This window comes from Pseudomonas sp. TREG-RG-20F-10-E-6-01 (genome assembly GCF_022662455.1).
Classification (GTDB): domain Bacteria; phylum Pseudomonadota; class Gammaproteobacteria; order Pseudomonadales; family Pseudomonadaceae; genus Aquipseudomonas.
The window spans coordinates 54244-68961 of record NZ_JAKNQP010000011.1 but is presented as its reverse complement, the minus strand read 5'-3'; the positions used below and the strand labels follow the sequence as shown (position 1 = coordinate 68961).

Below are 14718 nucleotides of genomic sequence, written 5' to 3'. Positions count from 1 at the left end.
TCCCAGAAGCGGCTGATAAACCCGTGACCACATGATGAGGTGCACCCATGTCTGATCAAGATCAAGACAACCCCCGGCGTGATTTTTTGCGCAAATCCTTGACCTTGATCCCGGTGGTCACGGTTGCCAGCACCGGCTTTGGTGGTTCGATGCTGATGGCCACGCCGGAACCGGTGCAGGCTGCCGAGGCTAAGCCGCCGGTCAGCGACAACGCCTACGAGCCGAGCTATTTCACGGCTGAAGAGTGGGCGTTTCTCAACGCCGCCGTCGCGCGTTTGATTCCTGCTGATGCCCAAGGCCCTGGCGCCCTGGAGGCTGGTGCGCCGGAATACATCGACCGCCAGATGAACACGCCTTACGCCGCGGGCGCGCTGTGGTTCATGCAGGGCCCGTTCAACGCCGATGCGGCCCCGGAGATGGGCTGGCAGAGCAAGCTGGTGCCCAAGGACATTTATCGCCTGGGCATTGCAGCGACGGATGCGTGGTCGAAGGCGTTTAACGGCAAGGCCTTTGCCGCGCAAGACAGCGCTACCCAGGACGATATGCTGCGTCGCCTTGAAGCCGGCGGCAGCGAAGTGACTGCGCACTTTGAGACGGTGCCCGCAAAGATGTTCTTCAACCTGCTGCTGCAAAACACCAAGGAAGGGTTCTTCTGCGACCCGATCCACGGCGGCAACAAAGGCATGGTCGGCTGGACCATGATCGGCTTCCCCGGCGCCCGCGCCGACTTTATGGACTGGGTTGAACGCAACGAGCAATACCCCTTCCCGGCTGTTTCCATTCGCGGCGAGAGGGCATAAACGTGGCGACCATCATGAAGAAAGTGGACGCGGTGATCGTGGGCTTCGGCTGGACCGGCGCGATTATGGCCAAGGAGCTCACGGAAGCTGGCCTCAACGTGGTAGCGCTGGAGCGCGGCCCGATGCAGGACACCTACCCGGACGGCAACTATCCGCAGGTCATCGACGAATTGACCTACAGCGTGCGTAAAAAACTCTTCCAGGACATCTCCAAAGAAACGGTGACCATTCGCCATAGCGTGAATGACGTCGCCCTGCCCAACCGCCAGCTGGGTGCGTTTCTGCCGGGCAATGGCGTGGGCGGCGCGGGCCTGCACTGGTCGGGCGTGCACTTTCGTGTGGACCCTATCGAGTTGCGCATGCGCAGCCACTACGAAGAGCGCTACGGCAAAAACTTCATTCCCAAGGACATGACCATCCAGGACTTCGGCGTCAGCTACGAAGAGCTGGAACCGTTTTTCGACTACGCGGAAAAAGTCTTCGGCACCTCCGGCCAGGCCTGGACCGTAAAAGGTCAGGTGGTGGGCGAAGGCCGTGGTGGCAACCCGTATGCGCCGGATCGCTCCAACCCGTTCCCGTTGGAGTCGCAGAAAAACACCGTCTCCGCACAGCTGTTTCAGAAAGCGGCCGCCGAGGTTGGTTACAAACCCTACAACCTGCCGTCGGCCAATACGTCGGGGCCGTACACCAACCCCTACGGCGCACAGATGGGCCCGTGCAACTTCTGCGGTTTCTGCAGCGGCTACGTGTGCTACATGTACTCCAAGGCCTCGCCGAATGTGAACATCCTGCCGGCGCTGCGTCAGGTACCGAACTTTGAGCTGCGGGCCAATTCCCACGTGCTCAAGGTCAACCTGGACAGCACCAAGAGCAAGGCCACCGGCGTGACCTATATCGACGCCCAGGGTCGCGAATGCGAACAGCCGGCTGACCTGGTGATCATCGGCTCTTTCCAGTTCAACAATGTGCGCCTCATGTTGCTCTCGGGTATCGGTAAACCTTACGACCCGATTACCAATGAGGGCGTGGTGGGCCGCAACTTCGCCTACCAGAACATGGGCACCATCAAAGCCTTCTTCGACAAGGACACCCACACCAATAACTTCATCGGTGCGGGCGGCAATGGCGTGGCCATTGATGATTTCAACGCGGATAACTTCGACCATGGGCCGCACGGCTTTGTCGGCGGTTCGCCGATGTGGGTCAACCAGGCCGGCAGCCGGCCGATTGCCGGTACGTCCAACCCGCCAGGCACGCCAGCGTGGGGCAGTGCCTGGAAGCGCGCGACCGCCGATTACTACACCCACCAGGTGTCGATGGACGCCCACGGTGCGCATCAATCCTACCGGGGCAACTACCTGGATCTGGACCCGGTGTACCGCGATGCCTACGGCCTGCCACTGCTGCGGATGACATTCGACTGGCAGGAAAACGACATCAAGATGAACCGCTTCATGATGGAGAAAATGGGCAAGGTCGCCGAAGCGATGAACCCCAAGGCCATTGCTGTGCTCGGCAAAAAGGTCGGTGAGCACTTCAACACTGCGGCCTACCAGACCACCCACCTCAACGGCGGCGCGATCATGGGCACCGACCCGAAAACCAGTGCGTTGAACCGCTACCTGCAGAGCTGGGACGTACACAACGTATTTGTCCCAGGCGCGTCAGCTTTCCCACAGGGCTTGGGCTATAACCCTACCGGCCTGGTGGCGGCACTGACCTATTGGTCGGCGCGGGCGATCCGCGAGCAGTACCTGAAGAACCCCGGCCCACTGGTTCAGGCATAAGGAGCGATGACCATGAAAGCACTTGTTATCGCCTCCCTGGCACTCTTGAGCAGCTGTTCGGTAAGCGCCGCTGAGACCGACCTGGTCAAGCAGGGCGAATACCTGGCCCGCGCCGGTGACTGCGTGGCCTGCCACACCGCCAAGGGTGGCAAACCCTTTGCCGGCGGGCTGCCGATGGAAACCCCGATCGGCGTGATCTACTCCACCAACATCACCCCGGACAAGACCGGCCTGGGCGACTACAGCTTCGAAGATTTCGACAAGGCCGTGCGCCATGGCGTCGCCAAGAACGGTAGTACGCTTTACCCGGCGATGCCCTACCCGTCTTACGCGCGTATCAGCGACAGCGACATGCAGGCGTTGTATGCCTACTTCATGAAGGGTGTAGAGCCGGTCGCCCAAGAGAACAAAGACAGCGATATTCCTTGGCCCTTGAGCATGCGCTGGCCGTTGGCGGCCTGGCGCTGGATGTTTGCGCCGGCCGTTGAGGAGCATCCGGCACAACCGGCCGCCGACCCGGTGGTCAGCCGTGGCGGGTACCTGGTTGAAGGCTTGGGACACTGTGGCGCCTGCCATACGCCGCGCGCCCTGACCATGCAGGAAAAAGCCCTCAGCGCCACTGACGGCAACGCCTTCTTGTCCGGCAGCGCGCCGTTGGAAGGCTGGATCGCGAAAAGCCTGCGCGGCGATCACAAGGACGGCCTCGGCAGCTGGAGCGAGGACGAACTGGTGCAATTTCTCAAGACCGGCCGCAGTGATCGCAGCGCCGTGTTTGGCGGCATGAGCGATGTGGTGGTGCACAGCATGCAGTACATGTCGCAGGATGACCTGACCGCTATCGCCCGCTACCTCAAGAGCCTGCCGGCGGTGGATCCCAAGGATCAGCCGCATCAGTACGACAAACAGGTGGCCGAGGCGTTGTGGAAAGGTGACGACAGCAAGCCGGGCGCGTCGGTGTACATCGACAACTGCGCGGCGTGCCACCGTACCGACGGCCATGGCTATACGCGGGTGTTCCCGGCGCTGGCGGGTAACCCGGTGTTGCAGACGGCAGATGCCACGTCGCTGATCAACATTGTGTTGAATGGCGGCACCTTGCCGGCTACGCACACGGCACCGTCGACGTTCACCATGCCGGCGTTTGCCTGGAGGTTGTCGGACCAGGAAGTGGCGGATGTGGTCAGTTTCGTCCGCGGCAGCTGGGGCAACAAAGGCGCGCCGGTAAAAGCCAGCGACGTGGCGGACCTGCGCAAGAGCGATATGCGCACCACCTCGGGCGATGACTTGGGGCAAGTGACGCAAAAGCACTGACCGCCAGACGGCACTGGTCATAACCATCACGCCCCATTACTGTATATAAAAACAGTATTGGGGCGTTTTCATGTCTACACCTTTACCGCCCCGTGGCCGGGGCACGGCCACCAACCTGCACAATCGCTTTGCGCCTACGGTCAGTGTGGCCGAGGACGACGGCTGGTTTCAGGAGGTGCCGCCGACCCAGGGCACCGAAGTGCGTATCGAAACGGCCAAAAGCATCATCACCCGCAATAACTCGCCGGACCTGCCGTTTGATCGCTCGATCAACCCCTATCGCGGCTGCGAGCACGGTTGCATCTACTGCTACGCGCGGCCCAGTCACGCCTACTGGGACATGTCGCCGGGGCTGGATTTCGAAACCAAACTGATCGCCAAGACCAATGCCGCCCAGGTGCTGGAGCAACAGCTGTCGAAGCCGGGTTATGTGTGTGCGCCGATCAATCTGGGCTCCAATACTGACCCCTACCAGCCCATCGAGCGCGAGTACAGGATCACCCGGCAGACCCTCGAAGTGCTGCTGCGCTACCGCCACCCGGTGACCATCATCACCAAGGGCTCGCTGATTTTGCGTGACCTCGACCTGCTGACCGAGCTGGCACGGCAGCGGCTGGTGGCAGTGATGATCAGCCTCACGAGCCTGGACGATGAGCTCAAGCGCATTCTGGAACCGCGCACGGCGGCGCCCAAGGCGCGGTTGCGGGCGATTCGGGTGATGCGCGAGGCCGGCATCCCGGTGGGCGTGTTGTGTTCACCGATGATTCCGATGATCAACGACAGCGAGCTCGAGAGCCTGCTGACCGAAGCGCACGCGGCGGGTGCGCAAAGTGCGGCCTACATGATGCTGCGTTTGCCGCTGGAGGTGGCGCCGTTGTTCGAGGAGTGGCTGGCGGCGCATTACCCGCAGCGCGCGGCCCATGTGATGAGCCTGGTGCGCCAGGTGCGCGGCGGTGAGGTGTACGACAGCCGCTTCGGTGTGCGCATGCGGGGTGAGGGGCCGTTCGCCGATCTGCTGGCGCAGCGCTTCAGCAAGGCGATCAAGCGCCTGGGGCTTAATCGTCGGGAAGGGTTTAATCTGGATTGCACGGCGTTCTGCCCACCGGGCAGGCAGATGGCATTGTTGTAAACTGACCAAGAGGGGCGCGACATGCCTGTAGGAGTAGTCGCGTTTTGATATCACTGAAACCCGCGATCTAGAGCGGTTCATTCAGTTTGAGTTAAGTTTCGGCGGTTACCTTGTTCAGCGAGTGACTGGTGGGTCGGAACCTTGGTCTTCAGCGTTTTACAACTAATCCACTGGCCCAGCGTCGAAATGACCTGAACACTCTCCCTGCATTAATCAAGAGGATGAATCATGAGTGACAAGGATAAACAGCCGTTGGCTGCGTCGGCTTCAGCCCCTCAGGTGGCCGAGTCCGCCGATGCAGCGCTAAAGCACATCGTTGACGGCTTTTTGCATTTCCATCACGACGTCTTCCCCCAGCAGGAAGAACTTTTCAAAAAACTCGCCACGGCCCAGAGCCCGCGGGCGATGTTTATCACTTGTGCCGATTCGCGGATCGTGCCCGAGCTGATCACCCAAAGCTCCCCTGGCGACCTGTTCGTCACGCGTAACGTCGGCAACGTGGTGCCACCCTACGGACAGATGAACGGCGGCGTTTCCACGGCCATCGAGTACGCGGTTCTCGCTCTGGGCGTGCAGCACATTATCGTGTGCGGGCATTCCGACTGCGGCGCCATGCGCGCGGTACTCAACCCCCAGAGCCTGGAAAAAATGCCGACAGTCCGGGCTTGGCTGCGTCATGCCGAGGTCGCCAAGTCGATGGTTGAGGACAACTGCGACTGCGCCAATGAAGGCGAAAGCATGAAGGTGCTGACCGAAGAAAACGTCATCGCCCAGTTGCAGCATTTGCGCACCCACCCTTCCGTGGCCTCACGCATGGCCAATGGTCATTTGTTTATCCATGGCTGGATCTACAACATCGAGACCAGCGAAATCCGAGCCTACGATGCAGATCAAGCGGCATTTCGACCGCTGAGCGGCGACGGACCAATCCCTTGCGCGACGCCTAAAGCGCGCTTCTAAAACACTTCCCTGCCGGGTAATGCGGTGGCTGCCATGGATGCAGCCAGGCATTGCCGCGCCCGGCGAATGCCTTGGGAGAGTCAATATGCGTGCTGCTCAATTGAAAGCTGTATTGCCTCGGGAGCTGCTCGCGTCCGTGGTTGTGTTTCTGGTCGCCCTGCCCTTGTGCATGGGCATCGCGATTGCGTCTGGCATGCCGCCGGCCAAAGGGCTGATCACCGGGATCATCGGTGGCCTGGTGGTGGGTTGGCTGGCTGGATCGCCGCTGCAGGTCAGCGGGCCCGCCGCAGGTTTGGCAGTGTTGGTGTTCGAACTGGTGCGCCAGCACGGCATGATGATGCTCGGCCCCATCCTGTTGCTGGCGGGGTTCCTGCAATTGGTGGCCGGGCGATTGCGTCTGGGCTGCTGGTTTCGCGTCACGGCGCCGGCGGTGGTGTACGGCATGCTGGCGGGGATCGGCGTGCTGATTGTGCTCTCGCAGGTCCATGTGATGCTCGACGGCGCGCCCAAGCCTTCCGGGCTGGATAACCTGGCGGGCTTCCCGGCCGCGGTGGTTGAGGCGATACCAACCCTGGGCGCAGGCCTTGGCTGGCAAGCGGGTTTGCTGGGGCTGTCGACGATGCTGGTGATGTACCTGTGGGATAAATTGCGCCCGCAAAAACTGCGGTTTGTGCCAGGCGCCTTGTTGGGCGTGGGCTTGGCGACGGTCACCAGCCTGGTGCTGGCGTTGCAGGTCAAGCGTGTGGAAGTCCCGGAAAACCTTGCCGATGCCATCGACTGGCTACGCCCCAGCGACTTGCTGAACCTGGCCGATCCGCAACTGTTGATCGCCGCGTTCGCCGTGGCCTTTATCGCCAGCGCCGAAACCCTGCTGTCGGCTGCTGCGGTTGACCGCATGCACAGCGGCCAGCGCTCGGATTTCGACAAGGAATTGTCCGCTCAAGGTGTAGGCAACATGCTTTGTGGCCTGGTCGGCGCGCTGCCGATGACCGGCGTAATCGTGCGCAGCTCGGCCAATGTGCAGGCCGGTGCGACCACGCGCTTGTCGGCGATGTTCCACGGTGTATGGCTGCTGGGGTTCGTGCTGCTGCTGTCGAGCGTGCTGCAAAGCATCCCGGTGGCGAGCCTGGCGGGCGTGCTGGTGTACACCGGGATCAAGCTGGTGGACGTGAAAGCATTTCGCGCATTGGGCCGATACGGGCGGATGCCGATGTTCACCTATGCCGCGACGGCGCTGGCGATCATCTTTACCGACTTGCTGACCGGTGTACTGGTGGGCTTCGGGCTGACGTTGGTCAAGTTGGCCTTCAAGGCGTCGCGACTGAAAATCAGCCTGATCGACCTGCCCCAGGACGGTGAGATGGAGTTGCGCCTGACCGGTGCGGCGACCTTCCTGAAAGTGCCGGCACTGACCCAAGTGCTGTCGACGGTGCCCGCAGGGACCACGTTGCATGTGCCGCTGAGCAACTTGAGTTACATCGACCATTCCTGCCTGGAGTTGCTGGAGGAATGGGGCCGGGCCAATGCGGCCAAGGGCTCTACGCTTGTGATCGAGGCGCGCGGCTTGAAGCGCAGGCTTGAAGGCCGGGTGCGCACGACCGTGGGAATAGGTTCGGCGCCGTCCACTAGCTGACGGAACCCAATCAAAAATGTGGGAGCGGGCTTGCTCGCGAAAGCGGTGTATCAGTCAAAGCAATGTCGACTGATCTACCGCATTCGCGAGCAAGCCCGCTCCCACATGGGTTTTGCATCATATTGAAGAGTTAAGCCGGCTGATCCAGCGCCAACTCAACCCCCAGCTGCCGCGACAGGCAAGGCCAGCGCTTCCACGCCGCTTCCGTGTTCGGGCTCTTGAGCGTCTCGCGGTAAGCCTCGACCGACTCCAGCGCAAAGCTGTCTTCGTTGAGCATTTCATCCACCGCCAAATGCACGGCTTCGTCCAACTGATTGGCAAATGCTTCGCCGATCAACTGATGAGCGATCAAGTTGGCCACGGTGGTGTCCGCCGGAATCAACGGCTGACCGAAGTGCGTGATGTACAGATCGTTGACTTCTTCTACAAGGCGATGGGCCAGGTAGGCCTCGTCCAGCAGGCCGTCGAGGCCTTCGTGGCCGGCAAGAATCGCGGGCGGTTGCAGGAAGAAATGCTCGGCGATTTTCAGTACCGGTTTGATCTGGCTTTCGATGCCAGCTTCGCGCGCCACGTCATTGGCGGCTTCCAGCAAGTCAGGAACAAGCTCGATGTAGGCAGTAACAAAACGGGTCATGACAATGTTGCGATCACCGTCAGCCAGGGAAATGGCCGAATGCAGGTGCGGCAATTGTTTTTCCAGTTGCTGGGCAAGCTGGCCAGTGCTGGCTTCGTGTTGATGGGCACGGGAAATCTGCTCGCGCAATGCGGCGGTGTTCATGAAAGCTCCATTGAAACAGGCGTAGGAAAAGGGAAAGAACAAGGTAGCTCGTTTATACGAGGGCCTAAGACGCGTTTGTCATAATTATTTCATGGTTATGCGCATGCGTTATATCGAATCGCCATCGTTCGTCGGATAAACGTTTGCGCCCCCGTATTTATTGGGCCCGCCCGTCTGTTTGTGCTCATTTGCCCCTACACATTGCGGGGTTGCCCCGGCTGTCTATACTCGATTTTGTACGCAATTAGCTGATGACGCCCAACTGCATGAAGCAGGCAAGGCTTGGCGGTTGTAAGCAGTATGGAAGCCGCTCCCTTCGCCGCAGGTGCAAACCGGCGGGATAACAAGAAACATAAAGGGGAACCCGCAATGACGCGACATCCACACGTTTGGATGGGCCTACTGTTGTGGTCGGTATTCGGCCAGGCGCACGCCGCCTGGACAACGAATATGGCGCCAGGGGCTACTGAAGTCAGTCACGCCGTGTTTGACCTGCACATGACCATCTTCTGGATTTGTGTGGTGATCGGCATTGTCGTGTTTGGCGCGATGTTCTGGTCGATGATCCTGCACCGCCGGTCCACGGGCCAGGTGGCTGCCAAATTTCACGAGAGCACGACCGTGGAAATCCTCTGGACCGTGGTGCCGTTGCTGATCCTGGTAGCGATGGCCATCCCGGCGACCAAGACCCTGATCAACATCTACGACAGCACCGAGTCGGATATCGATATCCAGGTCACCGGTTATCAGTGGAAGTGGCATTACAAATACCTGGGCCAGGACGTGGAATTCTTCAGCAACCTGGCCACCCCTGCCGAGCAGATCCATAACCAGGCCACCAAGGGCGAGCACTATCTGCTCGAAGTCGACCAGCCCCTGGTGCTGCCGGTAGGCGCCAAAGTGCGCTTTCTGGTGACTGCCGCCGACGTGATTCATTCGTGGTGGGTGCCGGCCTTTGCGGTCAAGCGCGACGCCATTCCCGGCTTCGTCAACGAGGCCTGGACGCGCATCGAGAAGCCCGGCATCTACCGTGGCCAGTGCGCTGAATTGTGCGGCAAGGACCACGGCTTCATGCCGATAGTGGTCGAGGTCAAATCCCAGGCCGACTACGACACTTGGCTCGGCGAGCGCAAGGCAGAAGCGGCCAAGCTCAAGGAGCTGACCTCCAAAGAGTGGACGCTTGAAGAGCTGGTGGCGCGTGGCGACAAGGTTTACCACACCACCTGCGTGGCCTGTCACCAGGCTGAGGGCCAAGGCCTGCCGCCGATGTTCCCGGCGCTCAAAGGCTCGCCGATCGCCACCGGGCCTAAGGAAGATCACCTGCACCGCGTGTATTTCGGCAAGCCTGGCACCGCCATGGCCGCCTTCGGCAAACAGCTGTCGGAGGTGGACATCGCCGCCGTGGTGACCTACGAACGCAACGCCTGGGGCAACAACAAAGGCGACATGGTCACGCCCAAAGACGTGCTGGCTTTGAAACAGGCGGAAAGCAAATGACGGCCTCAACTGCGTATGCCCTGAACCGCACAGCCCATTCCTTTGCAGGAGAACGGCCATGAGCACTGTGATCGATGACCATGGTCACGCCGACCATGCCCATGGCCCCGCCAAAGGCCTGATGCGCTGGGTGCTGACCACCAACCACAAAGACATCGGCACGATGTACCTGTGGTTCGCCTTCACCATGTTCCTGCTCGGCGGCTCGTTCGCCATGGTGATCCGCGCCGAGCTGTTCCAGCCCGGCCTGCAGATCGTGCAGCCGGCGTTCTTCAACCAGATGACCACCATGCACGGCCTGATCATGGTGTTCGGCGCGGTGATGCCGGCCTTTGTCGGCCTGGCCAACTGGATGATCCCGCTGATGATCGGCGCGCCGGACATGGCCCTGCCGCGCATGAACAACTTCAGTTTCTGGCTGCTGCCAGCGGCGTTCCTGTTGCTGGTTTCCACGTTGTTCACACCCGGCGGCGGGCCGAATTTCGGCTGGACCTTCTACGCCCCGCTGTCCACCACCTACGCGCCGGAAAGTGTGACGTTCTTTATTTTTGCCATCCACCTGATGGGCATCAGTTCGATCATGGGCGCGATCAACGTGGTCGCGACCATTCTCAACCTGCGCGCCCCTGGCATGACCCTGATGAAGATGCCGCTGTTTGTCTGGACCTGGCTGATCACCGCGTTCCTGTTGATCGCGGTGATGCCGGTGCTGGCCGGCTGCGTGACCATGATGCTGATGGACATCCACTTCGGCACCAGCTTCTTCAGCGCCGCCGGTGGCGGTGACCCGGTGCTGTTCCAGCACGTGTTCTGGTTCTTCGGCCACCCCGAGGTGTACATCATGATCCTGCCGGCCTTCGGCGCCGTCAGCTCGATCATCCCGACCTTCTCGCGCAAGCCGCTGTTCGGCTACACCTCGATGGTCTACGCCACGGCGAGCATCGCGTTCCTGTCGTTCATTGTGTGGGCGCACCACATGTTCGTGGTGGGCATTCCGCTGGTGGGCGAGCTGTTCTTCATGTACGCCACGCTGCTGATCGCCGTGCCGACGGGCGTGAAGGTGTTCAACTGGGTCAGCACCATGTGGCAAGGCTCGCTGACCTTCGAGACGCCGATGCTGTTTGCCGTGGCCTTCGTGATCCTGTTCACCATTGGCGGCTTCTCCGGTCTGATGCTGGCGATTGCCCCAGCGGACTTCCAGTACCACGACACCTACTTTGTGGTGGCGCATTTCCATTACGTACTGGTGCCTGGCGCGATCTTCGGCATCTTCGCCTCGGCGTACTACTGGCTGCCCAAATGGACTGGGCACATGTACGACGAAACCCTGGGCAAGCTGCACTTTTGGCTGTCCTTCATCGGCATGAACATGGCGTTTTTCCCGATGCATTTCGTGGGACTGGCCGGCATGCCGCGCCGGGTGCCGGACTACAACCTGCAGTTCGCCGACTTCAACATGGTCTCCTCGATTGGCGCCTTCATGTTTGGCGCCACGCAGATCTTCTTCCTGTTTATCGTCATCAAGTGCATCCGCGGCGGCCCGCCGGCGCCGGCCAAGCCGTGGGATGGCGCCGAAGGTTTGGAATGGAGCATCCCCTCGCCCGCGCCGTATCACACGTTCACCACGCCGCCGGAGGTCAAGTGAATACCCGGTTCGCCATGCCTATACAAATCCCCTGTGGGAGCGGGCTTGCTCGCGAAAGCGGTGTTTCAGTCGCCGCAAATAGTGCCTGGCCTACCGCATTCGCGAGCAAGCCCGCTCCCACATTGACCGCGTTCGGTTCAGGTGATCGCCATGCTTGATTCCATCCCCATCAAGCGCCTGGTCACCCGTCTGCTGATTCTGGTGGTGGCGATGTTCGCCTTCGGCTTCGCCCTGGTGCCGATTTACGACGTGATGTGCAAGGCGTTCGGCATCAACGGCAAGACCGCCGGGCAGTACGAAGGTGAGCAAGTCGTCGACCCCACGCGCCAGGTGCGAGTGCAGTTCCTGTCGACCAATGCCATCGACATGGTCTGGGAGTTTCACTCCAAGGCTGACGAAGTGGTGGTCAACCCCGGTGCGGTCACCGAGATGCTGTTCGTCGCCTATAACCCCACCGACAAGGTCATGAAAGCCCAGGCAGTGCCGAGCATTTCTCCGGCCGAAGCGGCGATGTACTTCCACAAGACCGAGTGCTTTTGCTTCACCCAGCAAGTGCTGCAGCCCGGTCAGCGCATTGAAATGCCGGTGCGTTTTATCGTCGACCGCGACATGCCCAAGGATGTGAAGCATTTGACCCTGGCATACACGCTGTTTGACATCACTGCGCGCCAACCGCCGGTGGCCGTCCATACCGGCGGCTAGCTACTGTTTGCCCCCTCAATCAGGAGAGCGAATACATGTCGTCTCATGATACGTACTACGTACCAGCGCAAAGCAAATGGCCAATAATTGCCACCCTGGGCATGCTCACCACCGTGTACGGTTTGGCTGTGTGGTTTAACGATCTGAAGGCGGCGCGCCCGGAATCCCACGGGCCGTGGATCTTTTTCGTCGGTGGGCTGTTGCTGGCCTATATGCTGTTCGGCTGGTTTGGCGCGGTGATCAAGGAAAGCCGCGCCGGTTTGTACAGCCCGCAGATGGACCGCTCGTTTCGCTGGGGCATGACCTGGTTCATCTTTTCCGAGGTGATGTTCTTCGTCGCGTTCTTTGGCGCCCTGTTTTATGTGCGGCACATGTCGGGGCCATGGCTGGGCGGTGAAGGGCACAAGGGCATCGCGCACATGCTGTGGCCGAATTTTCAGTTCACCTGGCCGCTGCTCAACAACCCTGACCCAAAAATGTACCCGCCACCGGAGGGCACCATCAGCCCCTGGGGCTTGCCGCTGATCAATACGATCTTGCTGGTCAGCTCCAGCGTGACCATCACCCTCGCCCACCATGCCTTGCGCAAGGGCCACCGCGGCGCACTGAAAATCTGGCTGGCGCTGACCGTGCTGCTGGGCTGGGCGTTCCTGGCCTTCCAGGCCGAGGAGTACATGCACGCCTACAAAGAACTGGGCCTGACCCTCGGCTCGGGCGTGTACGGCGCGACCTTCTTCATGCTCACGGGCTTTCACGGCGCTCACGTAACCATCGGCACCATCATTCTGTTCGTGATGCTGATGCGCATCCTGCGCGGGCATTTCAATGCCGAGCACCAGTTTGGTTTCGAGGCAGCCAGCTGGTATTGGCACTTTGTGGATGTGGTGTGGATCGGCCTGTTCTTCTTCGTGTATGTGCTGTGAGGCGCCTTACCACGGCGCATGAGACACCAGCTGGCCGCTGAAAAAGCCCCAGGCGATCAAGCCCACGGTGATCGCGGCCAGTACGACACGCACGGTCAAGGCAGTGACGAGGCGGTTGGAGTTGCCCTCGTCCTTGACCAGAAAGAACAAACCACTGAACAGGCTCACGACAGTTGCGATCAGCATCAGGGCAATGGCTGCTTTGAGCATGGTCAGGTTCCCTTCGGATGGGCGGGCAATGAAAACAAGTATAGCCAGCGCCATAAAAGACTTTCGCCCAGGGCTCGCACCCACGCTGGTGGTGCTGGTGCTGCTGCCGTTGATGGTGGGCCTGGGGTTCTGGCAACTGGCGCGCGGCCATGAAAAACAGTTGCTGGTGGACAGTTACGCCGAGCGGCGCGTGGCCGATCCCATCAGCAGTGTTCAGCTCAATGAGATGCCCGACCCCGCCTTTCGCCGCGTGCGCCTGCGCGGCCAGTTCGACGCCGAGCACAGCGTGTTGCTCGACAACCGCATGCGCGACGGCAAGGCCGGCGTCGAGTTGCTGCAACCCTTTCATGATCAGGCCAGCGGCCAGTGGCTGTTGCTCAATCGCGGCTGGCTGCCGTGGCCGGACCGGCGCACGCCACCGGTCTTCACCACACCCGATCAACCGTTGAATCTCGACGCCTGGGTATACGTCGCCCCCGGCGAAACCTTCCAACTGCACGCCGACCCAGCCACCACGCAATGGCCGCGCTTGCTCACAGCGCTGCACCCCGCCGCCCTGTGGAGTGAGTTGGGCCGTGGCGGTTTTGCCTACGAACTGCGCGCCGAACCCGGCCCGGGCACGTATGACACCACGTGGCCGGTAGTCGCCATGGGCCCGGAAAAACATTTGGGGTACGCCGTGCAGTGGTTCGCCATGGCCTTGGCGCTGCTGGCGCTGTACCTCTACCTCGGATGGCACAACAAAAAGGAGAAGTCCCATGGGAGCGGCCATGAATCCACCCAGCATGTCTGAGGCGCCCGACCGGCGCAAAGGCCGTTGGCAGCTGATTTTGATCCTGATGATGGTGATAGGCCCGATGGCGCTGGCCACTTTCATGTACAAGTTGCAATTCTGGGTGCCGGACAGCCGCAGCTACCACGGCGAACTGATCGGCAACGGCCAGACCCGCGCCGACATTGGCGTGCAGGCCGATGAAGATCGCTGGCAACTGCTGGTCACCGCGCCCACCGCCTGCGCCGCTGAGTGCCAGCAGTTGGTATACCTGGCGCGCCAACTGCAAATCAGCCTGGGCCGTGATGCCTCGCGCGCCAGCCATGCCTTGGCCAGTGCGCAGCCAGTGAGCAGCGCCTACGCGGCCAAGCTCAAAGCCGAATACCCGCAACTGCACCGCTACCCGCTGGACCTGTCGACCTTCACCAAGGACGCCGCCGCACCCGGCGATGCGCAACTGTGGATCGTCGACCCGCACGGCAATCTGGTGCTGCGCTACGACGCCAAGGTCAAGGGCAAGGACCTGCTCAACGACCTGCGCTTGCTGCTGAAACTGTCGAACATCGGATAA

General features: G+C 61.0%; 14 protein-coding genes. 12 read left to right on the top strand and 2 right to left on the bottom strand.

Going from position 1 to position 14718, the window contains the following annotated elements:
• The first annotated feature begins 47 nt into the window (after positions 1-47).
• The 6 genes from L8K08_RS24645 (at position 48) to L8K08_RS24620 (ending at position 7620) form a co-directional block, all read left to right on the top strand.
• Complete coding sequence (locus L8K08_RS24645) at positions 48-800, top strand: gluconate 2-dehydrogenase subunit 3 family protein (RefSeq protein ID WP_242200508.1); 753 nt, start codon at positions 48-50, stop codon at positions 798-800.
• 2 nt (positions 801-802) lie between these two features.
• Positions 803-2587, top strand: coding sequence for a GMC family oxidoreductase (locus L8K08_RS24640; RefSeq protein ID WP_145158488.1), 1785 nt, complete (start codon positions 803-805; stop codon positions 2585-2587).
• A 12-nt stretch (positions 2588-2599) separates the two neighbouring features.
• Positions 2600-3898: a cytochrome c gene (locus tag L8K08_RS24635; protein ID WP_242200506.1), complete on the top strand. Its 1299-nt coding sequence runs from the start codon at positions 2600-2602 to the stop codon at positions 3896-3898.
• A gap of 70 nt (positions 3899-3968) precedes the next feature.
• Entirely contained in the window at positions 3969-5027 is a 1059-nt protein-coding gene (locus L8K08_RS24630) for a PA0069 family radical SAM protein (protein ID WP_178119645.1), read from the top strand.
• 228 nt (positions 5028-5255) lie between these two features.
• Positions 5256-5987 carry a carbonic anhydrase gene (locus tag L8K08_RS24625; RefSeq protein ID WP_106576015.1) on the top strand — a complete coding sequence of 244 codons (732 nt, stop codon included), beginning with the start codon at positions 5256-5258 and terminating at the stop codon, positions 5985-5987.
• Between the two features lie 85 nt (positions 5988-6072).
• Positions 6073-7620: a SulP family inorganic anion transporter gene (locus L8K08_RS24620; protein ID WP_242200504.1), complete on the top strand. Its 1548-nt coding sequence runs from the start codon at positions 6073-6075 to the stop codon at positions 7618-7620.
• Positions 7621-7750: 130 nt separating this feature from the next.
• Here L8K08_RS24620 and L8K08_RS24615 read toward each other — a convergent pair whose 3' ends face one another.
• Positions 7751-8398, bottom strand: a complete 648-nt coding sequence (locus L8K08_RS24615) for a hypothetical protein (protein ID WP_145158496.1) — start codon at positions 8396-8398, stop codon at positions 7751-7753.
• Positions 8399-8767: 369 nt separating this feature from the next.
• On the opposite strand from L8K08_RS24615, the gene coxB reads away from it, so the two are divergent.
• The 4 genes from coxB to L8K08_RS24595 all read left to right on the top strand — a co-directional run bounded on the left by coxB (position 8768) and on the right by L8K08_RS24595 (position 13165).
• On the top strand, positions 8768-9895 hold the full coding sequence (coxB, locus tag L8K08_RS24610) for a cytochrome c oxidase subunit II (RefSeq protein ID WP_119741308.1): 1128 nt from the start codon (positions 8768-8770) through the stop codon (positions 9893-9895).
• A gap of 58 nt (positions 9896-9953) precedes the next feature.
• Complete coding sequence (gene ctaD, locus L8K08_RS24605; protein WP_106576019.1) at positions 9954-11540, top strand: cytochrome c oxidase subunit I; 1587 nt, start codon at positions 9954-9956, stop codon at positions 11538-11540.
• 150 nt (positions 11541-11690) lie between these two features.
• Entirely contained in the window at positions 11691-12242 is a 552-nt protein-coding gene (locus L8K08_RS24600) for a cytochrome c oxidase assembly protein (protein ID WP_242200501.1), read from the top strand.
• Between the two features lie 35 nt (positions 12243-12277).
• Entirely contained in the window at positions 12278-13165 is an 888-nt protein-coding gene (locus L8K08_RS24595; RefSeq protein ID WP_145158502.1) for a cytochrome c oxidase subunit 3, read from the top strand.
• Between the two features lie 6 nt (positions 13166-13171).
• On the opposite strand, the gene L8K08_RS24590 is transcribed toward L8K08_RS24595, so the two are convergent.
• Positions 13172-13375 carry a twin transmembrane helix small protein gene (locus L8K08_RS24590; protein ID WP_016969525.1) on the bottom strand — a complete coding sequence of 68 codons (204 nt, stop codon included), beginning with the start codon at positions 13373-13375 and terminating at the stop codon, positions 13172-13174.
• A 28-nt stretch (positions 13376-13403) separates the two neighbouring features.
• On the opposite strand from L8K08_RS24590, the gene L8K08_RS24585 reads away from it, so the two are divergent.
• Together L8K08_RS24585 and L8K08_RS24580 are read left to right on the top strand one after the other, a co-directional pair.
• Positions 13404-14168 carry an SURF1 family protein gene (locus L8K08_RS24585; RefSeq protein WP_242200499.1) on the top strand — a complete coding sequence of 255 codons (765 nt, stop codon included), beginning with the start codon at positions 13404-13406 and terminating at the stop codon, positions 14166-14168.
• Positions 14134-14718 (top strand): hypothetical protein, encoded by a 585-nt coding sequence (locus tag L8K08_RS24580; protein ID WP_145158506.1) that lies wholly within the window; start codon positions 14134-14136, stop codon positions 14716-14718. The genes L8K08_RS24585 and L8K08_RS24580 overlap by 35 nt, the downstream gene beginning before the upstream one ends.